The following is a 22347-nucleotide window of genomic DNA, read 5'->3' on the forward strand; positions in this document are numbered from 1 at the left end:
CCTAACCATCCCCTCGGCTGCCCTCCCGCCAAGCCCGCCACAGTCGTGCGTAGCGTCCCCCCAGGGCCACCAACTCCTCGTGAGTGCCCTCCTCGACGACCCGTCCGGCGTCCAGCACGGCGATCCGGTCGGCGGCCACGGCCTGCGTCAGGCGGTGCGCCACGAACAGCGTGGTACGGCCCGCGCACGCGGCCAGCACGGCCCGCTCCAGTTCGGCGGCACCCTCGCTGCCCGCCTCCGCGGTCGACTCGTCGAGGACGACCACCGGCGTCCGGCCCAGCACCAGCCGGGCCAGCGCGATCTGGGCGACCTTGGTCACGTCGAGGCGCTCGCCGCCCTCGCCGACCGGGGTGTCCAGGCCGTCGGGCAGGACGTCGACCCACGGTCCGGCGCCCACGGTGCGCAGGGCCGCCAGTAGTTCGGCGTCGGTCGCCTCGGGCGCGGCCAGCCTCAGGTCGTCGGCGAGCGGCCCGGAGAACACATGGGTCTCCTGGGTCAGGATGCTCACCAGGGCCCGCGCCCCGGCCTCGTCCAGTCCGGCCAGGTCGGTCGGCCCGACGCACACCGATCCGGCCTGCGGGGTCCCGATGCCGGCGACCAGCGCGGCCAGCGTGGTCTTGCCCGCGCCCGTGGCGCCCACCAGGGCGAGCGAACCACCCGCCGGGATCGTCAGGTCGACGTCCCTGAGGACGGGCTCCTCGGCGCCCGGGTAGGTGAACGTGAGGCCCCGCACCGTCACCGGGTGGGGGCCGGCCGCCGCGCCGCCGACGGACGCGTCGCCCACCAGCCGGTCCTCCGCGTCCTCCCCCAGCACGCCGACCAGGCGGGTGAGGCTCGCACCCGACTTCTGCGCCTCGTCGAAGGTGAACATGATGGCGCCCAGCGGGGTGAACAGCCGGTGGAACAGCAACGGCGCCGCGGAGACCTCTCCGAGCGTCGCCGCGTCCGCCTCCAGGAGCGCGTATCCGACCACGATGATGAGGGTCAGTCCGATGAACTCGGCGCGGTTCTCCCGCCCGACGAAGCGGCCGAAGAACCGGAACACCTCGATGCCGAGGTCGCGCACCCGCCACGACTCACGGGTGACCCGCTCGCGGAAGGCGTCCTCCAGGCGGTAGGCCCGGACCGTGTCGATGCCGTTGAGGCCGCTGATCAGAGCCTGCGCCCGGTCGGCCTGAGCCCTGCGCTGCTGCCGGTACAGCGGGGCCGACCTCGGCAGGTACCAGCGCAGGGCCAGCGCGTACGCGGGCAGTGCGCCGGCGCCCGCCAGACCGAGCCGCCAGTCGAGGCCGAACATGCCGGCCGTGGCGATGACGACGAGGACACCCGCGGAGAAGACCGTGGGAACGGCCGTCCGGATGCCGTTGGAGATCACGGCGACGTCGTCGCCGACCCGGGACAGGACGTCCCCGCGGCCGACCTGCTCGACGCGGGCGCTGGGCATGCCCAGGACCGCACGGACGGCGCCCTCCCGCAGCCGGGCGAGCAGGTCGGCGCCCAGCCGCCCGATCAGGTAGGTCGACACCGCGGTCGCCGCCGCGCCGAGCAGCGCCGCGGCGGCCATCAGGATCCCGATCGTGACCAGGACGGACGGCGACTCACCCCCGGCCACCGCGTCGACCACGCGGCCGAGCAGCAGCACCGGCAGCACCTGGAGGGCCGCTCCGGCCACCGTGGTGAGCACCGTGGTGGCGCTCAGCCACGGCGCCTCGCGGCAGTGGGCCGCGACCCATCGGCCGGCCTCGCGTCCGGTCGCCGTACGCAGCACGGCCGGGGCCGCGGCGCCACGGATGTCGGTGACGCTCACCCCTGCCCGGCCGACTTGACGAGTTCGTCGACGGCGTACGGCATGGACAGCAGGGTGCCCTGGGAGATGGCCGCGCCGACCGCCGGGCCCTCGCTGTCGAGCAGGTACGACACCTTGCCCTTCTTGACGGCGTCGAGGTTGGTGAACAGCTCGAACTTCCTCAGCGCGTCCTGGTCGGCCTTGTCGTTGATGACGAAGACGCGGTCCACGTCGACCAGGTCGAGGCGCTCGGGCGAGAGGGTGGTGTAGAAGTCTCCGCCGGCGACCTTGTCGATCTCGGTCTGGTAGCCGAAGCCGATGCCGGTCACGAGCCGGCCGCGCACATCGGTGGAGGTGAACGGGGCCACCGAGTCCTTGTACCAGGACAGCACGACGGCGGTTCGGTCCGCGAACTCCGGGTGGGCCTGCTTGGCCGCGTCCAGCTTGCCCTGGATGTCGGCCACCATCTTCTCGCCCTCCTCGGCCTTGCCGAGCGCCTTGGCGATGTGCAGCGCGTTGTCCTGCCAGGGAGCGCTGAACGGCTCCTTCTCGCCCTTGGTACGGCCCACGGTGGGCGCGATCATGGAGAGCTTGTCGTAGGCGGCCCGGTCGATCTCGGAGTAGACGGCGACGATCAGGTCGGGGCGGAGCGCGGCGATCTTCTCGAAGTTGGGCCCCGTGTCGCCGTTCTTCATGACGACCTCGGGCTCGGTGTCGCCCCACTCGTCCTTCACCCAGGGCCACTGGGTGTTGATGTCGGGGCTCCGGCCAGCCGGGTTCGGGTACTGGTCGACCATGCCGACGGGCTTGATGCCGAAGGCCAGGACGGTCTGGTCGTCGGTGTAGCCCACGGAGACGACCCGCTCGGGAGCCTTGTCGATCTTCGTCGTTCCGAACGCGTGCTCCACGGTGACCGGGAAGGCGCCGGCGGCGGCCGGGGTGCCGCCGCCGCTCCCGTCCGCCGAGCCGTCCGACTCGGAACCGCATCCCGCGAGGAGGCCGACGCCGAGCACGGCGGCCGACAGGACCGCCGCGAGTCGTCGCCGGGGCTGCATACGCGTCGTTCTGAGGAGCATCCGGAGATCCCTTTGCTGTCGCGCCGTCCACTGCACCCGTCCGGGGGCAGCAAACCCTGACGCACCTGAGTGAGGTTAGCCTACCCTCACCGCGACAACTCCGGTGTCGGCCGGGCCCGTTCGGCGTGAGTACGTCCGATCGGTACGACGAGAGGACGGTCACCGACCGGATCGTCGATCACCTTGGCGCGCAGTCCGAACGCCTCGTGCAGCAGGTCGGCGGTGATCACGTCGCGCGGGTGCCCCTGGGCCAGGATCGCGCCCTCCCTCATGACGACGAGGTGGTCGCTGTAGCGCGTGGCGAGGTTGAGGTCGTGCAGGACCATGACCACGGTGCGCCCGGACTCGTGCAGGTCGTCGACCAGGTCGAGCACGTCGATCGCGTGGGCCAGGTCGAGATAGGTGGTCGGTTCGTCCAGCAGGAGCAGGTCGGTGCCCTGGGCCAGGGTCATCGAGATCCAGACGCGCTGGCGCTGTCCGCCGGACAACGAGTCGACCGGACGGTCCGCGAGGTCGGACACCCCGGTCATGGCCAGGGCCCGCCGCACGACGTCGGCATCGTCCGACGACCACTGCCGCAGCCAGCTCTGGTGCGGGTGCCGGCCCCGGGCGACCAGGTCGGACACGGTCAGCCCTTCGGGCGCCACCGGTGCCTGGGGCAGCAGGCCGAGCTTCTTCGCCACGTCCCGGGTCCTGAGCGCGGCGATGTCCTCGCCGTCCAGGACGACCGTGCCGCCGGTCGGCTTGAGCAGCCGCGACAGGGTGCGCAGCAGGGTCGACTTGCCGCAGCCGTTGGGGCCGACGATCGTGGTGATCACGCCGGGCGGGACGGTCACGTCGAGATCCTCGATGACGGACCGCGCGCCGTACCCGACGCTGACGCCCCGGGCCGCCAGGCGTGAGGCGCCGTCAACTCCCGTCCCGGTCCCGGTGATGGACTGAACGACCACAAGGCCCCCTCGATTAGGCTCGCCTTACTTTGTACCAGCTATCGGCGGTTCGCCCGCACCAGCAGGTAGACGAGGAAGGGTCCGCCGATGGCGGCGGTGACCACGCCGACCGGAAGCGAGACCGGCAGGGCGGTGCGGGCGACCAGGTCCGAGCCGTTCAGCAGCACCGCCCCCGCCAGGGCGGACGCCACCAGCGGCGGGGTCGGGCACCTGGCCAGCCGCATCGCCACCTGCGGCGCCACCAGCGCGACGAACGGCACCGGGCCCGCGGCGCTCACCGCCACGCCGGCCAGCAGCACGGCGCACAGCAGCAGCGCCGCGCGCACCGCGCCGTACCGGACGCCGAGACCGGCGGCGACGTCGTCGCCGAAGTGCAGCGGCTTGAACTGGAAGGCGGCACAGGCCACGACGACCAGCAGGGTCAGCGTGCACCACAGGGCGACGTGCACCTCGTCCCACGACCGGTTGTCCAGCGAACCGACCAGCCACGCCTGGGCCCGGGCCACGTCCCGGATGTCGGCGGTGACCAGCAGCCAGGTGGTGACCGCCTGCATCACGGCGTTGACCGAGATGCCGATGAGGATGAGCCGGAAGCCGTCGATCCCCCGGCGCCACGCCATGAAGTAGACCAGCAGGCCGGTACCGAGGCCGCCCGCGAGGGCCGCCGCCGACAGGCCCACCGAGTCGGTCACGGCCGTCGCGGCGCCGCCCGACACCGTCACCAGGAACACCGCGACGGCCCCGGCGCCGCTGGTGATGCCGAGGACGTCCGGACTGGCCAGCGGATTGCGGGCGATCGACTGGGTGAGGGCGCCGGACACCCCGAGCGCGACGCCCACGACGAGCCCGGCGACGGCCCGGGGCATCCTCAGGTCCATGATCACGAACTCGTCGACCCGCTCACCCCGGCCGACGAGGGTGGCGAGGACCCGGGGCAGGCCGACGGGGAAGTCCCCGACGCCGATCGACAGGCAGAACACCAGGAAGCACGCCACCGCGAGGAGCAGCGTGACGCCCGCCGTCCAGGGCCGCCACACGAACGACATCCCGCCGAACCGCACACCCGGCGCAACCGAGGCCCGCACGTCCGCCTTCACGTCCACCGCCGCATCCGCCCCGTCCGTCGTCATGGCCGCCACGTCAGCTCCGTCCGCCGTCCCGTCCGTCCCGCTCACGCGTTCCTGAACTTCCCGCGCCACACCAGGACGGCGAAGAACGGCGCACCGAGCAGCGAGACGACGACCCCCGCGTCCAGCTCCCCCGGCCTCACGACCAGCCGCCCCACGATGTCGGAGCCCAGCAGCACGACGGCGCCGAGCAGACCGGCGTACGGCACCAGCCAGCGGTAGTCCGGGCCGGTCAGGTAGCGGGCGACGTGGGCGACCATGAGCCCGAGGAACGCGATGGGTCCGCAGGCCGCCGTCGCCGCTCCGGCCAGCAGGGTGATGGCGGCGATGCCGACGGTGCGGGTCAGCGCGACGTTCACCCCGAGCCCCCGGGCGACGTCGTCGCCCAGGTTGAGCAGGTTGACGGAGGGCAGCGTGGTCAGCGCCGCCAGCAGCCCGGCCGCGACGAACGCGGACACGGGCCAGATGACGTCGAAACCGACGCCGGTCAGGGAGCCCGCGTTCCAGAACCGCAGCGCGTTCAGCGAGGCCTTGTCCGTCAGCGCGACCGCCGTGGTCATCGCCGCGAGGAACACCGTGACGCCCTGCCCGGCCAGGGCGAGCGTCAGCGGGTTGCCCGCCCCGCGGCCGATGCTCGACAGCCCGAACACCACGACCCCGGCGACCGCCGCGCCCAGGAAGCCGAACCAGACGTACTGGAACGGGCTGGTGAAGCCGAAGGCGGCGATCCCCGACACCACGGCGAACGAGGCGCCGGAGTTCACCCCGAGCAGGCCCGTGTCGGCGATCGGGTTGCGCGTGTAGCCCTGGATCAGCGCACCGCCGACGCCCAGGGCGGTGCCGGCCACGACCGCGAGCACGGTGCGGGGCACGCGCACGGTCTGCACGATGAGCCTGATCTCCGTGAGCCGCCGGTCGGACTCGGGCGCCGCGAACAGCCCGTGCCAGACCTCGGCGGGGGTGAGCGCACGCGCACCGACGGCCAGGGAGGCCGCCGCCGCGACCAGCAGGAGCGCCGCGAGCACGCCCAGGCCGGCGAGACGGCGTCGCCGGGCCCGTGCCGGGCCGCCGGGCTTGGGCGCCGGCCGCTCAACCGCAGTCGTGGTCATGGCGACGTACACTAACGCGCGCCGGTTCCGGTCCCGTCGGCGACCGTACGGGCCTCGTCGGACGCGGACTCGAGCCCCCGGTCGAGGAGCGAGTCGAGGATCTCACCGACCCTGACGGCGGTGTTGGAGAGCAGCGACGACGTGATGCCGTGCGTGTGCTCCGTGCCGCCCTGCAGGTAGATGCCGCAGCGCAGGTCGGGGTCCGTCACGACGCGGTAGTCGCGCTCGACACGCACCCGGCCCTCGGCGTCGCGCAGGCAGCGGTCCGCGACCTCGCCGAGCAGGCCGAGGGGGTCGGCCGGGCCGTAGCCGGTGGCGAGGACCAGCACGTCCGCGTCCAGAAGGGTCTCCTCGCCGTCGACCAGCGAGGTCACGGTGGCGCGTACGCGGTCCGGTGTCTCCTTGACGCCGGTGAGCCGGGACACGTTGAGGAAGCGCAGCCGCTCGGTGCCGAGGACCTTCTCCCGGTACATCTGCCGGTACAGGTCGTCGATCAGGTCGATGTCCACCACGGAGTAGTTGGTGTTGCCGTGGTAGTCCATCAGCCGGCGTTTCACGGTGCCCGGCGCGGTGAAGTAGTCGTCGACCGCCGCCGGGTCGAAGATGCGGTTGGCGAACGCGCTGTCGTCGGCCGGGCTGTAACCGTAGCGGGAGAAGACCGCGCACACTTCCGCTCCCGGGAAGCGGCGGTGCAGGTAGGCGACGTTCTCGGCGGCGCTCTGCCCGGCGCCTACGACGACGAACCGGGAGGGCGAGGTGCCCTCCAACGCGTCGACCCTGGCCAGCAGTTCGGAGTTGTGCCAGACCCGGTCGCCGCGTTCCACACCCTCCGGCACGAGGGGGCGCAGTCCGGTGCCGATGACGAGGTTGCGCGCCCGGTGGACCCCGAGCCCCTCCCCCGAGCGGACCGTCACCTCCAGGTGGTCCACGACTCCGTCCCGTACGACCGGCGCGACACCGACGACCTCGTGCCCGTAGGAGACCGTGTCGTCGACCTTGGCCGCGGCCCACTCGAAGTAGTCGTGGAACTCGACCCGCAGCGGGAAGAGGTTCTTGTGGTTGATGAAGTCGATCAGCCGCCCCTTGCTCTGCAGGTAGCACAGGAAGCTGTACTCGCTGGCCGGATTGCGCAGCGTCACCAGGTCCTTGAGGAAGGACACCTGCATGGTGGCGTCGTCGATCAGCATGCCGCGGTGCCAGCCGAAGCGCGGTTGCTGCTCGAAGAAGCGCGCGTCGAGCGCCTGTCGCCCGCCGGCCCGTGCGTTGTGCTCGCGGATCGCGATCGCCATGGCGACGTTGGACGGCCCGAAGCCGATCCCAATGAGGTCGTGGACCAGCCCTGCGTCACCAGGAAGAACCCGTGACATGTCACTCCCATCGAGCGCCGGAAACTTAGGTGAGCCTAAGCTAACGAGCGACGACTGTCGATAGGCCGTGACAGCGACGGGATCGAGCCAACTGGGCTGTACCGCGGGGATGTTGCGAACTAAGGTAAGCCTTGCTTAACTGCCCGGGCCATCCCCTGTTTCGAGGAGGAACCCCATGCGGGTCGTCATGTTCGGTTACCAGACCTGGGGGCACCGCACCCTGCGAGCCCTGCTGGACTCCGAGCACGACGTGGTCCTGGTGGTGACGCATCCCAGGAGCGAGCACGCCTACGAGAAGATCTGGAGCGACTCCGTCGCGGACCTCGCCGAGGAGCACGGCGTCCCGGTGCTGATCCGCAACCGCCCGGACGACGACGAGCTGTTCGAGCGTCTCGAGGACGCCGATCCGGACATCATCGTGGCCAACAACTGGCGGACCTGGATTCCCCCGCGCATCTTCGGCCTGCCCCGCCACGGCACGCTCAACGTGCACGACTCGCTGCTGCCGAAGTACGCCGGATTCTCCCCCCTGATCTGGGCACTGATCAACGGGGAGACCGAAGTGGGCGTCACCGCGCACATGATGAACGAGGAGCTGGACGCCGGCGACATCGTCCGTCAGGAGGCCGTGCCGGTGGGCCCGACGGACACCGCCACCGACCTGTTCCACAAGACCGTCGACCTCATCGCCCCGGTCACCATCGGGGCCCTCGCACTCATCGCGTCCGGGCAGACCGAGTTCACCGAGCAGGACCGGTCCCGGGCGAGCTTCTTCCACAAGCGGTCCGCCGAGGACATCCGGGTCGACTGGAACTGGCCGGCCGAGGACCTGGAGCGCCTGGTCCGGGCCCAGTCCGAGCCGTACCCCAGCGCCTTCACCTTCCACCGGGGACGTCGGCTGGAGATCCTCGCCGCCGTGGTCTCCGAAGGCCGCTACGGCGGTACGCCCGGCCGGATCTTCTACCGCGAGGGCGAGGGCGTGGTGATCGTCGCCGGCGCCGACGCGCGCCGGGGCCGCAACCACGGCCTCGCCGTCACGCGGGTGCGCACGGAGGACGGGCGGGAGCTGGCCGCGACGGAGTACTTCACCTCCATGGGCGGCTATCTGACCACCCGCCCCTGAACCGCCCCGGCCCGCGACCGCCCGCAACGCGCGGGGCCCGGCCGTGCTGCCACGGCCGGGCCCCGCGCGGGACGGTGGTGCGCCGGCTCAGCCGCTCTTGCGCCGGAACGAGCGCTGACTGGCGGCCGGGCCGTGGGCGCCCCGGATCTTCGCCACGTCACCGTTCTCGGCGAGCGCAGCGGCCTCCGCCTGTTTGCCGCGCTTGCGCTCCAACGCCTGTCGGAACTTGTCCTTGAGGTCGTACCGACCGTCGGCGTCGGGTGTCAGGGCGGTGCTCTCGGCCTCCGCCGGCTCCGAACCTGCCTGCGATGAAGACTCTTCAGTCATGACGACCTCCTGGGCTCGGACAACAGGATCACAGCTTGTCACGACCGGCCGCCGGGAACCACCGAGAATGCGCCCGGTCCGGCCGGCAGGCTCACCGTGTACTGGCGCAGGTAGGTGTCCAGGTACGGCGAGCGGTCGCCGGCGGTGGCGACGTCGTCGGCCGGGTCGTCCAGGGCGAGCCTGAGTGCGGCCCCCTTCACCTCGATGGTCTCGCCCGAGGGCGTGTCACGCCAGGAGCCGGTCCGGATGGAGCCGATCTCCACGGCCAGCGTGTGTCCGGCGGCGAGGGTCCAGTCGGTCGCCTTCAGGTCGACGCTCATCCGGCCGGACTTCACCAGGGAGACCTGTTCGTCGAACATGACGGCCGTGCCGTCCGGGGCTACGTCGTACAGCTTGAGCATGACGTTGCCCTTGCCGCGGGCGGTCAGGGACACCTGCGGGGTGCCGGTGACGCGCGTCGCCTTCCGCAGGGGCTCGGACCACACGAAGAAGCTGGAGGCGACCTCACCCGCGCGCTGACGCTTCGCCAGTTCCGCGGCCAGCCCGGCCGGGGCGGGCTGCTCGGTCGCGGGCGCGTTCTCCATGTCCCACCGTCCGGACGGCTGCGGCGGCGTCTTCGGCGCCGCGCCGCCGGAGGCGGCCAGCCCGGCACGGGCGGAGGCCCCGCCGTCGTCCACGTAGGAGCCTGTGCCGAGCGGGAGGGTGACCGACCCCTCCGCGGCCGGCCAGGTGCGCTGGGCGCGCCAGGCGCCGGTGGAGTCCTCGACGGCGTAGGCCGGGTAGCGCACGGCCGGCCTGACGCCCTTCAGGTACTGGTCGTAGAAGGAAAGGGTCTCGTCGTACCAGCCCTCGCGGCCCATGGCCAGGCGCCCGTCCTCGACTCGGTCGCCGCCGCGCACGTGGTCCCACTGGCCGAGCCAGCCGCGCTCGGGGCCCCGGTGGTTGTCGAGGTACTCCTCCATCTCCTCCGGCTTGGTGTTGTTCTCCACGAAGCCCTGCGTGACGAAGAGCGGGGTGTCGCTTCCCCTGGCCATCCTCGCCAGGTCACGAGAGGTCCAGTGCTCGTCGCGCTGGTCGGATATGCGGTAACCGGCCGAGTTCTCGGTCAGGCACTGCGGGTGGCTCTCCTCGTACCGGGCGGCGGCCTGATAGCGGGGATCGTCGTCCGCCATCGGGGGCATGGAGGCGATGGAGTTGTACGCGTCGGCGGTGCCGGTCACGTTCGGGCGGGGCACCCCGTTGGAGTAGATGTACTGGTACATGTCCCACACGGGTTCCTGGGCGACGACGGCCTTCAGGGCGCGCTGGTCCAGGTTGTTGCCGATGAGGCCGGTGACGGCGTCGTAGGACTTGCCGTACATGCCGACCGCTCCGGTGGACCACGGCTGCTTCGCCGCCCAGTCGATCGCGGCCCTGACGTCGGCCTGTTCACCGGGACCGCCCCAGTCCAGGCAGCCGGTGGAGCCGCCGAAGCCGCGCAGGTCCACCATGACGAAGGCGTAGCCCCGGTCGAACAGGTCGGTGCCCTCGATGAAGTCCTGGAAGCGGGCGGACGGCCCGGTGTGGGTCCAGCCCTCGGGGCCGGTCTGGCCCGCGTGGGCGAAGTAGGGGCCGACCGACACGATGACCGGCACCTTCTCCTTGCGCTTCAGCCCCTCGGGGAGCAGGACGTCGGCATGCAGCCGGGTGCCGGAGCGGTCGGAGGACGGGAAGTAGTGCTGGGTCCAGACCGAGCCCTCGGGGACGCGGTCGTTCTCCTCGTGCGTGACGGGTCCCGTTCCGGTGGCGGCCGGCTCCGGTTGCGCCTCGTGCGCCGCGACGGCGGGGCCGCCGAGGCCGGCGGTCAGGGCGAGGGCGGCGACGAGTGCCGATGCGGTCCTGACGACCGCGCGACGTGGTCTCACATGCTCCTCCTTGAGCGGCGGGTGCAGGTGGTGCGGGTGGTGCAGGTCTAGCAGCGATGCCCCCGCACGTCGATGGGGCGTCCCCGCAACTACCGGCGGCACAAGGGGCATTGACGGACAGTGCGGGGCGGACCGGCCCACACCCGTCCCGCCGGTCGCCGACCGCCGGCTCCGCGCCTGAATCGCCCGCGCGTGGATTGCTGCCTAAGGTGGGCCACGCCGACGGAACCGGAGTCCTTCCCGACCGCAGGAGAGTGGGGCGCCATGGCGCGGGGTGTCGAGTCGATCCGGCGGACCGCCCTGGGCGTCCTCGGCGCCGTCCTGCTGCTGATCGGCGTCGCGCTGCTGGTGCTGCCCGGGCCCGGTCTGCTGCTCGTCCTCGCCGGAGTGGTGCTGCTGTCGCGCGCCGTTCCGGCACTGGACCGGTTCGTCGCCCCGGTCCGCGTCCGGGCGATGCGGGCGGCCGAGGAGAGCGTCTCCTCGCGGTGGCGGATCGCCGGCTCGGTGCTGGTGGGGCTGTTCCTCGTCGGCGCCGGGGTCGCGTGGGGTCTCGTGCCCGAGGTGCCGTACTCCGGCTGGGCCACCGGGGCCGGTCTGATCATCTCCGGGTTCGCACTCTTCGCCCTGCTCGTGTGGAGCCGCCGTCGCGTTCTGGCGGCGCGGCGCGACGAGGTGCCTCAGGAGCGGGTGCGCTGAGTCTCCGGGCGGCGCACGCGGCCGGGCGCGGGGACGCCCGCTGGTAAAATGGGCGGACGCTTTGAGGCGCCCGGGTCCGTACCGAGGGGTACGGACCCGGTCGCGTTCCGGGCGCCTGATCAGAAAGGTCCCCCCATGAACGCGAAGCCGACCGCATCCTTCGACGGCCTCGGGCTGCCGCCCGTGCTGGTGGAGACCATGACCGGCCTGGGGGTACGGGAGCCCTTCCCCATCCAGGCGGCGACGCTGCCCGAGGCGCTGGCCGGGCGCGACATCCTCGGCCGGGCGCGGACCGGTTCCGGCAAGACGCTGGCCTTCGGGCTCCCGCTGCTGGTCAGGACCGCGGGCCGGCGCGCGGAGCCGAAGCGGCCGCTGGCCCTCGTCCTGGTCTCCACGCGGGAGCTGGCCCAGCAGGTGAGCGAGGCGCTGACGCCGTACGCGCGGGCGCTGGACGTGCGCCTGACGACGGTGGTCGGCGGGCTGTCCATCAACCGGCAGACCCAGGCGCTGCGCGCGGGCGCCGACGTGGTCGTCGCGACGCCCGGACGTCTGGCCGACCTGGTGTCCCGCCGGGACTGCCGCCTCGACCACGTGCGGATCACCGTGCTGGACGAGGCGGACCAGATGTGCGACATGGGGTTCCTGCCCCAGGTCACCGGCATCCTGGACCAGGTCCCCTCCGACGGGCAGCGGCTGCTGTTCTCGGCCACCCTCGACCGCGACGTCGACGAGCTGGTGCGGGACCACCTGCACGACCCGGTCCTCGCCTCGGTCGACCCGGCGTCGGCCTCGGTGACCACGATGGAGCACCACGTGCTGACCGTCCACCCGGCCGACAAGTACGCGACCGCGACGGAGATCGCCGCGCGGGACGGACGGGTGCTGATGTTCCTGGACACCAAGGCGGGGGTCGACCGGTTCACCCGGCACCTGAGGGCCGCCGGGGTGCCCGCCGCCGCCCTGCACAGCGGAAAGTCGCAGCCGCAGCGCACCCACACCCTCGCCCGCTTCGTGGAGGGCGAGGTCACCGTGCTGGTGGCCACCAACGTCGCGGCGCGCGGCATCCACGTCGACGCGCTCGACCTCGTCGTCAACGTCGACCCGCCGGCCGACGCCAAGGACTACCTGCACCGCGGCGGGCGTACGGCGCGCGCCGGGCAGGCCGGGAGCGTGGTCACACTCGTCACCCCCGACCAGCGGCGCGAGGTCAACCGGATGATGTCCGAGGCCGGAATCCGGCCGACGGTGACCCCGGTGCGCTCGGGCGAGCAGAAGCTGACGGCCCTCACCGGGGCGAAGCGCCCTCCGTCCGGCCCGGACAAAGAGAGCGGCAACGCGCCCTTCCGCGGCATGGGCACCCGCCCGGGCCGTGCCGCGAAGGGGTCGCGCAAGGCCACCGAGGCACGCAAGGCGGCGGAGGCACGCGCGGCGGCCCGGGTGCGCAGGGGCCGCTGACCCCGAGGGGGCTCGCGGTACGCGCACCGGCGCCGGTGCCGTCGCGGTGCCGGCGCTGTCATCGGTGACGGCGCCGGGAACTTTGAACACACCGATGACAAAGTATGGACATGTCAAGCGGAAGTCTCCTACCTTGGCGGCGGAACACCCGTCCCACCGCACAAGACCGGAGCGATATCCGGCACGGTCCGGTCCCCACCTTCCGGAGGACCAATGCGCCCACGGTTGTTGTCGCGTGCCCGAAGACACCTCATCCTCCTGCTGACGTCGGCCGTGTCGATCGGAGGTGCCTGGGCCGCTCCGGCGTCCTCGGCCGCCTCGGCCGCCCCCGCCGACATCCCGCCGCAGGAACCCGGCGTCACGCTGCGCGTGTTCGACGTGCAGACGCCGCTCGACGAACTGTGCACCCTCAAGCCGGGACAGACCCCCAACCACGACAAGCTGATGCCGACGGTCGACTGGTCGGCCACCGCCGACTTCGGCGGCATCGCCGACAACTTCGTCTCCGAGGCGTCCGGCTACCTGGTCGCGCCACGTGACGGCACCTACGTCTTCAGGCTGGTCAGCGACGACGGCTCCCGGATGTCCCTGGACGACGCCAAGGTGATCGACCACGACGGACTGCACGGCGCCGAGCCCAAGGACGGCACGGTCGAGCTCACCGCGGGAGCGCACCCGCTGCGTATCGAGCACTTCGACCGCGGCGGCGGACAGCAGCTGCAGCTGTCCTGGATGCCGCCCGGTGCGAGCGAGTTCACCGTCGTGCCCACCGAGGCGCTGAGCACCGACGCCGGAGTCGTCCGCGTCACGGCGCCGGGCCGCAAGGAGTGCGAGGCCGGGCGCGACACCCCCGGCGACGGTCTGCCGCTCACCTCCGTGCGCCCCGACCTCACCCTCACCGACCTGCGCCCCGAGGGCTTCGAGCCGCAGGTCACCGGCATGGACTGGCTGCCCGACGGACGTCTGGCGATCAGCACCTGGGGCGGCACCGACAACGTTGCCGGAGAGGTGTACCTGCTGGACCACGTCACCGGTGAGACCAGTCGCGACAAGGTGACCGTCGAGAAGGTGGCGAGCGGACTGCGCGAGCCCATGGGCATCAAGTACGTGGACGGGTCGCTCTACGTCTCGCAGAAGCACGAGCTGACCCGGCTCGTCGACAGCGACGGCGACCACGTGGCCGACGAGTACCGCACCGTCGCCACCTGGCCCTACGGCGGCAACTTCCACGAGTTCGCGTTCGGCCTGCTCTACCGCGACGGCTACTTCTACGTGAACCTCTCCGTCGCCATCGACCTCGGCGGCGCGACCACCACCCCGCAGCCCGCGCCCGGCCGCGGGACGACGTACCGGATCAGCAAGAAGACCGGGAAGATCACACCGGTCGCGGGCGGGCTGCGCACGCCCAACGGCATCGGCTGGGGTCCCGGCGGCGACCTGTTCGCCACCGACAACCAGGGCGGCTGGCTGCCCGCCTCGAAGCTCGTCCAGATCAAGCAGGACCGCTTCTTCAACCACTACACCGAGCCCGCGGGCCCCTTCGAGGACTCCCCCGTCACCCAGCCGGTGCTGTGGCTGCCGCAGAACGAGATCGGCAACTCGCCCTCCACCCCGCTGTACCTGACCAAGGGCACGTTCGCGGGCCAGATGCTGATCGGGGACGTCACCTACGGCGGCCTGCAGCGGGCCTACCTGGAGAAGGTGAAGGGCCAGTACCAGGGCGCCGTGTTCCGCTACACGCAGGGCCTGGAGGCGGGCGTCAACCGTGTCTCCATGGGCCCCGACGGCGCGATCTACACCGGCGGCCTGGGCGCCGACGGGAACTGGGGGCAGGAGGGCAAGCTCAAGTTCGGTCTGCAGAAGCTGACGCCGGGCGGCGGCAACACCTTCGACGTCCAGAAGATGCGGGCCGTGCCGGGCGGCTTCGACCTGACGTACACCCAGCCGCTCTCCCCGGAGACGGCCGCCGACCTCGCGGCCCGCTACGAGGCCGAGCAGTGGCGCTACACGCCGACCTCCGACTACGGCGGTCCGAAGATCGCCGAGGAGGAGCTGACCGTGCGGTCCGCGACCCTTTCCGACGACGGCCGCACCGTCCGGCTGCGGCTGGACGGCCTGGAACCGGACCGCGTCGTGCACGTGCGCTCCCCGCGCCCGTTCAGCTCGGCCTCCGGCGAGACGCTCTGGAGCACGGAGGCCTGGTACACGCTCAACGAGATGCCCGGAAAGCAGCCGCCCGCCGCCACGCTGTACGAGGCCGAGGAGGCGCGCCTGACCGGCAGGGCCGGCATCAACACCGACCACGCCGGCTACTCCGGCAGCGGGTTCGTCGACCGCTACGCCACCGAGGGCAAGGTCACCACGACGTTCGACGTGACCGTCCCGAAGACCGGGACCTACGACGTGGGCCTGCGCTACTCCAACGGCCCCGACCCCTTCGCCGGTCCCAAGTCGCTCTCCCTGTACGCCGACGGGAAGAAGGTCCGCCGGACCGGGCTCCCCTCCACCGGGGACTGGGACACCTGGTCCACCCGGACCGAGTCGCTGCGGCTGCGCGCCGGGCACCACACGCTCTCCTACCGCTACGACCCCGGCGACACCGGCCACGTCAACCTCGACCTGATCACCGTGCGCCCGCACGGCGCCCGGGTCGCCCTGTTCGACGGCACCGCCGCCTCGCAGGAGCAGTGGCAGCACACGGACGGGAGGAAGGTGGCCTGGCCGCTGGCCGAGGAGGGCTCGATGGAGGTGTGCTGCGGCGACATCCGCACCAAGGACGCCTACCAGGACTTCCGCCTGCACGTGGAGTTCCGGGTACCGCTGCTGCCGGACGACGTGACCGGACAGGACCGCGGCAACAGCGGCGTCTACCTCCAGGACCGCTACGAGCTGCAGATCCTGGACTCCTTCGGGGACACCTCCCCCGGCACCGACGAGGCCGGGGCGATCTACCTGAAGAAGGCGCCCGACGCCAACGCGGCGACGGCCCCGGAGACCTGGCAGACGTACGACGTCGTTTTCCGGGCCGCCCGCTTCGACGACAGCGGCGCCAAGACCGCCGACGCGCGGGTGACGGTGGTGTGGAACGGCAGGACGGTCCACGACGACGTCGCGCTCGACGGGCCCACCGCGGCGGGCCGGGCCGAGACGCCGGCGGCGGGGGCGATCCGGCTGCAGGACCACGGCAACAAGGTCCGGTTCCGCAACCTCCGGGTCGAACCGCTGGACTGACCCCGAACGGTGCGGGGCGGTGCCCGGCGGCCGCCCCGCGCTCTCCGGTCACCGCACCGGTCGGGAGACCGGTGCGACGGGCACCTCTGGGTAGGCTGAACGGGAAACCCCCTGCCCGTCGAACAAGGAGCGGAATTGAGCGAGCCGGCGTCCATCACCCTGCAGAAGGAGATCGCCCGGGAACTGGAGGTCGCCGAGACCTTCGACGCCGAACAGGAGATCGAGCGCCGGGTGGCCTTCCTCACCGAGCGGCTGACCTCGGCCGGTCTGCGCGCCCTCGTGCTCGGGATCAGCGGCGGTGTCGACTCGACCGTCGCGGGCCGGCTGTGCCAGCTCGCCGTGGAGCGGGCCCGCGCCGGGGGGCACGAGGCCCGCTTCTTCGCGATGCGGCTGCCGCACGGGGTCCAGGCCGACGAGCACGACGCCCAGCGCGCGCTCGCCTTCATCCAGCCCGACCAGGTGCTGACCGTGGACATCAAGCCCGCGAGCGACGCGGCGCTCGACGCCCTGCTCGCCGCCGACGTGGCCTTCCGCGACGCCCACCACCAGGACTTCGTGCACGGCAACATCAAGGCCCGCCAGCGCATGATCGCGCAGTACGCGGTGGCCGGAGCGCACCGCGGCCTGGTGGTGGGCACCGACCACGCGGCCGAAGCGGTCTCGGGTTTCTTCACCAAGTTCGGCGACGGCGCCGCCGACGTCGTACCGCTGACCGGCCTCACCAAGCGCCGCGTGCGTGCCGTCGGGGAAGCGCTGGGCGCCCCCGCCGAGCTCGTCCGCAAGGTCCCGACGGCCGACCTGGAGACCCTCGACCCGGGCAAGGCCGACGAGGACGCCCTCGGAGTCAGCTACGACGAGATCGACGACTTCCTGGAGGGCAAGCCGGTGAAGGAGCATGCCTTCGAGAAGATCGTCACCCGCTACCGGCAGACGGACCACAAGCGCCGGCTGCCGATCGCTCCCTGACCGGGGCCGGTGGCGGCCGTCGGCCGCCACCGGTGACCACCGCACCGCGCGTCCTTTATGTGCGGTTTGCCGTGAGCCGCCTTAGTCTGGCCGAGGAGATGCCCGGACCAGGACGGACACCGGCCGGAGAGGCGGAGCGGACATGGCGGACTTCATCGGCGCGGTGGACCAGGGAACCACCAGCACCCGGTTCATGATCTTCGATCACGGGGGCAACGAGGTCGCGAAGCACCAGCTGGAGCACGAGCAGATCCTGCCCCGCTCCGGCTGGGTGGAGCACGACCCGGTCGAGATCTGGGAACGCACCAACTCGGTGATGCAGAACGCCCTGCGCAACGGCGGGCTGTCGGGGACCGACCTGGCGGCCATCGGCATCACCAACCAGCGCGAGACCACGGTGGTCTGGGACCCGCGCACCGGCCGTCCGTACTACAACGCCATCGTCTGGCAGGACACCCGCACCGACGTCATCGCGGCGAACCTGGAACGCTCCGGCCGGGGCGACGTCATCCGCCGCAAGGCCGGGCTGCCGCCCGCGACGTACTTCTCCGCCGGGAAGATCCAGTGGATCCTGGAGAACGTCGACGGCGTCCGCGAGGCGGCGGAGCAGGGACACGCGGTGTTCGGCAACACGGACTGCTGGGTCCTGTGGAACCTGACCGGCGGCCCCGAGGGCGGCATCCACGCCACCGACGTGACCAACGCCAGCCGCACCATGCTGATGGACCTGGAGACGCTCGACTGGGACGACGAGCTGCTGGGTTTCTTCGGCATCCCCCGCAGCATGCTGCCCACCATCAACCCCTCCTCGCACCCGGAGGCGTACGGCACGACCCGCACCTCCCGGCCGCTGCGCGCCGCCGTCCCCATCACCGGGGTCCTGGGCGACCAGCACGCGGCGACCGTCGGCCAGGTCTGCTTCGCGCCCGGCGAGGCGAAGAACACCTACGGCACCGGCAACTTCCTGGTCCTCAACACGGGCACCGAACTGGTCCGCTCCCAGCACGGGCTGCTGACCACCGTGGCCTACCAGTTCGGCGACAACCCGCCGGCCTACGCACTTGAGGGCTCCATCGCGGTGACGGGGTCCGCCGTGCAGTGGCTGCGCGACCAGATGAAGGTCATCAAGACCGCGGCCGAGAGCGAGGAGCTGGCCCGCACCGTCGACGACAACGGGGGCATGTACTTCGTCCCCGCGTTCTCCGGCCTGTTCGCCCCGTACTGGCGCTCCGACGCCCGGGGCGCGATCGTCGGCATGGCCCGGTACAACAACAACGCGCACTTGGCACGGGCGACGCTGGAGGCCATCTGCTACCAGAGCCGGGACGTGGTCGAGGCCATGGAGCAGGACTCCTCGGTCCACCTGGACGTGCTGAGGGTCGACGGGGGTGTGACCGCCAACGACCTGTGCATGCAGATCCAGGCGGACGTCCTCGGCGTCCCCGTCAGCCGTCCCGTCGTCGCGGAGACCACCGCTCTCGGCGCGGCCTACGCGGCGGGACTGGCCACGGGCTTCTGGCGGGACACCGACGAACTGCGCACGCACTGGAGCGAGTCCAGGCGCTGGGAGCCCCACTGGTCCGAGGACCGGCGTGCGCAGGGGTACGCGGGCTGGAAGATGGCGGTGGAGCGCACGCTGGACTGGGCCAAGGTCCCGGAGAGCTGACCTCGGGGCCGCTCACCGTCCGACGGTCCCGGCGGCCCGACCCGGCAGGCCGTAGTCCGGACTGGTCGGTGCATGACATCGACGCCCCGTAGGGTGATCGCATGTCTGCCGGATTGAACACCACCAGGACCAGGGCCGCGCTGCGCACCAGTGCGCGCGTCTCGGGCGAGTTGCTGCTGATATTTGTCACGCTCGCGGTGACCCTGTGGATCCTGGGTCGTATGTGGTCGGTGGTGTGGCCGCTGATCGTCGGTCTGCTGCTGACCACGTTGACGTGGCCGTCGGCCCGCTTCCTGCGCCGGCACGGTTGGCGTCCGGCACTGGCCGCCACCGTGGTGACCGTGGCGTTCCTGCTGGTCGTCCTCGGCATCGTGGCCCTGATCGCCGTGCCGATGTCCTCCCAGACGGACGAGCTGACCGACGGGGTGGCCGCGGGCATCGAGCATCTGCGCGAATGGGCCGCCGGGCCGCCGCTGAACATCGGGGACGACCAGATCACCGGCGCGGTCGACTCGACGGTCGCCCGCGTCCAGGACAGCATGGGCAGCATCACCACCGCGGTGGCGACGGGGGTGAGCACGGTGGTCAACGGCCTGGTCACCGCGGTCCTCGGTGTCTTCCTGATGTTCTTCTTCCTCAAGGACGGACCGCGGTTCCTGCCCTGGCTCGCCCGCCAGCTGCCGGGCCGCCTGGCCACGGACGTGCCCGTCGTCGCCCTGCGGGGCTGGGAGACCCTGGGCGCCTTCGTCCGGTCGCAGGCGCTGGTGGGACTGCTCGACGCCGTGTTCATCGGACTCGGCCTGTGGATCCTCGGTGTGCCGCTGGTGCTTCCCCTGGCGGTCCTGACCTTCGTCTCCGCGTTCGTGCCCATCGTCGGCGCCCTGTTCGCGGGTTTCGTGGCCGTGCTGATCGCCCTGGTGTCCAACGGTCTGACGGACGCGCTCATCGTGCTCGCGATCATCGTCGTGGTGCAGCAGCTGGAGGGCAACGTCTTCCAGCCCATCATCCAGAGCCGCGGCCTCGGGCTGCACGCGGCGGTGGTCCTGCTGGCGGTGACGCTGGGCGGCAGCCTGGCCGGGATCGTGGGCAGTCTGCTCGCCGTGCCCCTCGCCGCGCTGATCGGGGTGGTGTGGAACTACGTGCGCGAGCAGCTGGCCGCCCCTCCCGAGGAGGCCGTACCCGCCGAGCGCTGAGCCGGCGGGCGGGTCCGGCTCGGGGAATCCGGTCGCGGGCGTGGCGCGCGGTGGTGTTGGCTGTCGGGCGTGGACCCCTTCTCCAGCTCCTGGTCGGCGTTGCTCACCGCCGTCGCCGGCCTCTCCGACGAGGACTTCGCCCGGCCGTCCGGCTGCGCCGGCTGGCTCGTCCGGGACCTGGTGTGCCACCTGGTCATCGACGCCCAGGACGTCCTGATCACCCTGGCCACCCCGTCCGACGGGGAACCGACCCGGAACGCGGTGACCTACTGGCGGGTCGTCGAGACCCCGACGGGCGACGACCCGCTCGACGCGCTGATCGTGCGTCTGGCCGCCGCCTACGAACAGCCGTGGCTGCTCAAGTTCCACCTCGACGACGTCGGCTCCGCCGCCGGCCGCGCCGCCGCCCTCGCGGACCCCGCGGGCCGGGTCGGCACCCAGGACCAGGTCCTCACAGCGGGCGACTACCTCTCGGCGTACGTCCTGGAGTGGACCCTGCACCATCTCGACCTGGTCGCCCACCTCCCGGACGCGCCGCCACCGCCCGCCGGGGGACTCGGGTACGCGCGGCAGCTCCTGGAGAAGGTCGTCGCGGCGACGTTTCCCACGTCGTTCACCGACCGGGACGCGCTGCTGGTCGGCACCGGGCGGCGGGCGCCGACCGCGGCGGAGACGGCCGCGCTGGGCGGACTGGCGGCGCGGCTCCCCTTCCCGGTCGGCTGAGCCGCGGGCCCGCCCTTCGCGGCGGCGGGCGCGGTCGCCGGCGACGCGCCCGCCCATGACAGTGACTGTCCTCGCGTAGACTCCGCGGCATGGGTCGATGGGAGCCGAACGCGCGCGGCCGCCTGGAGCAGGCGGCACTGGAGCTGTACGTGGAGCGCGGTTACGAACAGACCCCGGTGGCCGAGATCACCAAGCGAGCGGGCCTCACGGAGCGCACCTTCTTCCGGCACTTCGCCGACAAGCGGGAGGTCCTCTTCGCCGGCTCCGCCCGGCTGGAGGAGCTCTGCGCGGGCGCCGTCGCGGCGGCGCCCGGGACCGCGACGCCCATGGACGCGGCGGTGGCCGCCCTGAACGCCGCCGCCGGCCTCTTCGAGGAGCGCGGCGACCTGGTCCGCCTGCGGCAGGGCGTCATCGACGCCAACGCCGAACTGCGGGAGCGGGAGCTGACCAAGCTCGCCTCCCTCGCCGGCGCGCTCGCCGACGCGCTGCGCGGCCGCGACGTGGACGACCTGACGGCGCGGCTGACGGCCGAGACGGCGATCGGCGTGCTCAAGGTGGCCTTCGGCCGCTGGATCGACGGCCCCGGGGAGCGGACGCTGCGCCAGCTCCTCGGCGAGTGCGTCGACGCGCTCGGCGCCGCGGTCGCACACCACACGCGCTAGGCCGCCGTGCCGGTACTCCTCGCATGCGCCGCAGACCGAGGACCCGAGGCCGGCCCGTCGGTGAACCGGTGTACGGGGAGGGGATGTTGCGACGTAGGTTGTGCTGAAGCACCCACGCCACGGCTGAAAGACGGACCGCACCCATGAGCGACTCCTCGACGACCCCCGGCACCACCGCGCACCAGAAGATCGACACGTCCGTTCCGCACTCGGCGCGGATCTGGAACTACTGGCTGGGCGGGAAGGACAACTACCCGGTCGACGAGCAGGCCGGCGACGCGTACACCGCCGTCTTCCCCGGCATCGTCACCATCGCCCGCAGCAGCCGCGCCTTCCTGCGCCGCAACATCACCCATCTGGTCGCCGAGGCGGGCATCCGGCAGTTCCTCGACGTCGGGACCGGTCTGCCGACCGCCGACAACACCCACGAGGTCGCCCAGCGCCTCGCACCCGAGACGCGGATCGTCTACGTCGACAACGACCCGATGGTCCTCGCCCACGCCCGCGCGCTGCTGTACTCGACCCCCGAGGGGGCGACCGCGTACATCGACTCCGACGTGCTCGACCCGGACACCGTCCTCGCGGCGGCCGCCGAGACGCTGGACTTCGACCGGCCCGTCGCCCTGATCCTCAGCAACATCCTGGGTCACATCCCCGACTACGACCAGGCGCGTTCCGTCGCCGCCCGGCTCGTCGACGCCCTGCCGTCGGGCAGCTACCTCTCGGTCAACGACGGCTCGCGCGGCATCGATCCGGAGTTCGACCGGGCCCAGGACGCCTACAACGAGAGCGGTGCCGCGCCGTACGTCCTGCGCACCGTCGACCAGATCGCGGCGTTCTTCGACGGGCTGGAGCTGGTGGAGCCCGGCGTGGTCCCGGTGACCCAGTGGCGTCCGGACGCGGACGTCGACGAGACGAAGCCCATCGGCGAACACGGCGGACTCGCCCGCAAGCCGTGACCCGCTGACCGAGCCCCCGAGCCCACC

18 protein-coding genes are annotated in these 22347 nt (G+C 72.0%); 10 read left to right on the forward strand and 8 right to left on the reverse strand.

Annotated elements, in window-relative coordinates; translation table 11 throughout:
• Position 1 precedes the first annotated feature (1 nt).
• The 6 genes from EV562_RS01135 to EV562_RS01160 form a co-directional block, all read right to left on the reverse strand.
• A complete protein-coding gene (locus EV562_RS01135; RefSeq protein WP_133884716.1) occupies positions 2–1807 on the reverse strand; it encodes an ABC transporter ATP-binding protein in 1806 nt (601 codons plus the stop codon).
• Complete coding sequence (locus EV562_RS01140) at positions 1804–2862, reverse strand: iron-siderophore ABC transporter substrate-binding protein (RefSeq protein ID WP_133884717.1); 1059 nt, start codon at positions 2860–2862, stop codon at positions 1804–1806. Before EV562_RS01140 ends, EV562_RS01135 begins: the two co-directional genes overlap by 4 nt.
• An 86-nt stretch (positions 2863–2948) precedes the next feature.
• Positions 2949–3812, reverse strand: a complete 864-nt coding sequence (locus tag EV562_RS01145) for an ABC transporter ATP-binding protein (RefSeq protein ID WP_133884718.1) — start codon at positions 3810–3812, stop codon at positions 2949–2951.
• Between the two features lie 38 nt (positions 3813–3850).
• Complete coding sequence (locus EV562_RS01150; RefSeq protein WP_133885342.1) at positions 3851–4942, reverse strand: iron chelate uptake ABC transporter family permease subunit; 1092 nt, start codon at positions 4940–4942, stop codon at positions 3851–3853.
• Positions 4943–4983: 41 nt separating this feature from the next.
• Complete coding sequence (locus EV562_RS01155; RefSeq protein ID WP_166661516.1) at positions 4984–6048, reverse strand: iron ABC transporter permease; 1065 nt, start codon at positions 6046–6048, stop codon at positions 4984–4986.
• Positions 6049–6059: 11 nt separating this feature from the next.
• Complete coding sequence (locus EV562_RS01160) at positions 6060–7415, reverse strand: lysine N(6)-hydroxylase/L-ornithine N(5)-oxygenase family protein (protein ID WP_133884720.1); 1356 nt, start codon at positions 7413–7415, stop codon at positions 6060–6062.
• A gap of 175 nt (positions 7416–7590) precedes the next feature.
• Here EV562_RS01160 and EV562_RS01165 point away from each other — a divergent pair, with 175 nt between their 5' ends.
• Positions 7591–8538, forward strand: coding sequence for a methionyl-tRNA formyltransferase (locus EV562_RS01165; RefSeq protein WP_133884721.1), 948 nt, complete (start codon positions 7591–7593; stop codon positions 8536–8538).
• Positions 8539–8625: 87 nt separating this feature from the next.
• Here the strand turns inward: EV562_RS01165 and EV562_RS01170 are convergent, their stop codons facing one another.
• Positions 8626–8865, reverse strand: a complete 240-nt coding sequence (locus EV562_RS01170) for a DUF5302 domain-containing protein (protein ID WP_133884722.1) — start codon at positions 8863–8865, stop codon at positions 8626–8628.
• Positions 8866–8903: 38 nt separating this feature from the next.
• A complete protein-coding gene (locus tag EV562_RS01175) occupies positions 8904–10769 on the reverse strand; it encodes a CocE/NonD family hydrolase (protein ID WP_166661517.1) in 1866 nt (621 codons plus the stop codon).
• A 264-nt stretch (positions 10770–11033) separates the two neighbouring features.
• Between EV562_RS01175 and EV562_RS01180 the strand changes: the two genes are divergently transcribed.
• The 9 genes from EV562_RS01180 to EV562_RS01220 all read left to right on the forward strand — a co-directional run bounded on the left by EV562_RS01180 (position 11034) and on the right by EV562_RS01220 (position 22320).
• Entirely contained in the window at positions 11034–11465 is a 432-nt protein-coding gene (locus EV562_RS01180; RefSeq protein WP_133884724.1) for a PGPGW domain-containing protein, read from the forward strand.
• Between the two features lie 135 nt (positions 11466–11600).
• Positions 11601–12920: a DEAD/DEAH box helicase gene (locus EV562_RS01185; protein ID WP_133884725.1), complete on the forward strand. Its 1320-nt coding sequence runs from the start codon at positions 11601–11603 to the stop codon at positions 12918–12920.
• A gap of 213 nt (positions 12921–13133) precedes the next feature.
• Entirely contained in the window at positions 13134–16151 is a 3018-nt protein-coding gene (locus tag EV562_RS01190) for a family 16 glycoside hydrolase (RefSeq protein ID WP_133884726.1), read from the forward strand.
• 135 nt (positions 16152–16286) lie between these two features.
• Complete coding sequence (gene nadE / locus EV562_RS01195; protein ID WP_133884727.1) at positions 16287–17117, forward strand: ammonia-dependent NAD(+) synthetase; 831 nt, start codon at positions 16287–16289, stop codon at positions 17115–17117.
• A gap of 142 nt (positions 17118–17259) precedes the next feature.
• Positions 17260–18783, forward strand: a complete 1524-nt coding sequence (gene glpK, locus EV562_RS01200) for a glycerol kinase GlpK (RefSeq protein ID WP_133884728.1) — start codon at positions 17260–17262, stop codon at positions 18781–18783.
• Positions 18784–18884: 101 nt separating this feature from the next.
• The gene (locus EV562_RS01205; RefSeq protein WP_133884729.1) at positions 18885–19976 is read left to right on the forward strand and encodes an AI-2E family transporter; all 1092 of its coding nucleotides are present in this window, start codon (positions 18885–18887) and stop codon (positions 19974–19976) included.
• 69 nt (positions 19977–20045) lie between these two features.
• A complete protein-coding gene (locus tag EV562_RS01210; protein WP_133884730.1) occupies positions 20046–20699 on the forward strand; it encodes a maleylpyruvate isomerase N-terminal domain-containing protein in 654 nt (217 codons plus the stop codon).
• An 89-nt stretch (positions 20700–20788) separates the two neighbouring features.
• Complete coding sequence (locus EV562_RS01215; protein ID WP_133884731.1) at positions 20789–21361, forward strand: TetR/AcrR family transcriptional regulator; 573 nt, start codon at positions 20789–20791, stop codon at positions 21359–21361.
• Between the two features lie 143 nt (positions 21362–21504).
• Positions 21505–22320 carry an SAM-dependent methyltransferase gene (locus EV562_RS01220; protein ID WP_133884732.1) on the forward strand — a complete coding sequence of 272 codons (816 nt, stop codon included), beginning with the start codon at positions 21505–21507 and terminating at the stop codon, positions 22318–22320.
• Positions 22321–22347 lie beyond the last annotated feature (27 nt).

The sequence above is a fragment of the Streptomyces sp. BK208 genome (assembly GCF_004364245.1).
GTDB lineage: Bacteria > Actinomycetota > Actinomycetes > Streptomycetales > Streptomycetaceae > Streptomyces.

Coding starts and splice junctions, on each gene's coding strand:
- EV562_RS01215 (WP_133884731.1), top strand. CDS start 20,789: ATGGGTCGATGGGAGCCGAACGCGCGCGGCCGCCTGGAGCAGGCGGCA.
- EV562_RS01155 (WP_166661516.1), bottom strand. CDS start 6,048: ATGACCACGACTGCGGTTGAGCGGCCGGCGCCCAAGCCCGGCGGCCCG.
- EV562_RS01160 (WP_133884720.1), bottom strand. CDS start 7,415: ATGTCACGGGTTCTTCCTGGTGACGCAGGGCTGGTCCACGACCTCATT.
- EV562_RS01140 (WP_133884717.1), bottom strand. CDS start 2,862: ATGCTCCTCAGAACGACGCGTATGCAGCCCCGGCGACGACTCGCGGCG.
- EV562_RS01165 (WP_133884721.1), top strand. CDS start 7,591: ATGCGGGTCGTCATGTTCGGTTACCAGACCTGGGGGCACCGCACCCTG.
- EV562_RS01170 (WP_133884722.1), bottom strand. CDS start 8,865: ATGACTGAAGAGTCTTCATCGCAGGCAGGTTCGGAGCCGGCGGAGGCC.
- EV562_RS01185 (WP_133884725.1), top strand. CDS start 11,601: ATGAACGCGAAGCCGACCGCATCCTTCGACGGCCTCGGGCTGCCGCCC.
- EV562_RS01150 (WP_133885342.1), bottom strand. CDS start 4,942: ATGACGACGGACGGGGCGGATGCGGCGGTGGACGTGAAGGCGGACGTG.
- glpK (WP_133884728.1), top strand. CDS start 17,260: ATGGCGGACTTCATCGGCGCGGTGGACCAGGGAACCACCAGCACCCGG.
- EV562_RS01220 (WP_133884732.1), top strand. CDS start 21,505: ATGAGCGACTCCTCGACGACCCCCGGCACCACCGCGCACCAGAAGATC.
- EV562_RS01190 (WP_133884726.1), top strand. CDS start 13,134: ATGCGCCCACGGTTGTTGTCGCGTGCCCGAAGACACCTCATCCTCCTG.
- EV562_RS01205 (WP_133884729.1), top strand. CDS start 18,885: ATGTCTGCCGGATTGAACACCACCAGGACCAGGGCCGCGCTGCGCACC.
- EV562_RS01180 (WP_133884724.1), top strand. CDS start 11,034: ATGGCGCGGGGTGTCGAGTCGATCCGGCGGACCGCCCTGGGCGTCCTC.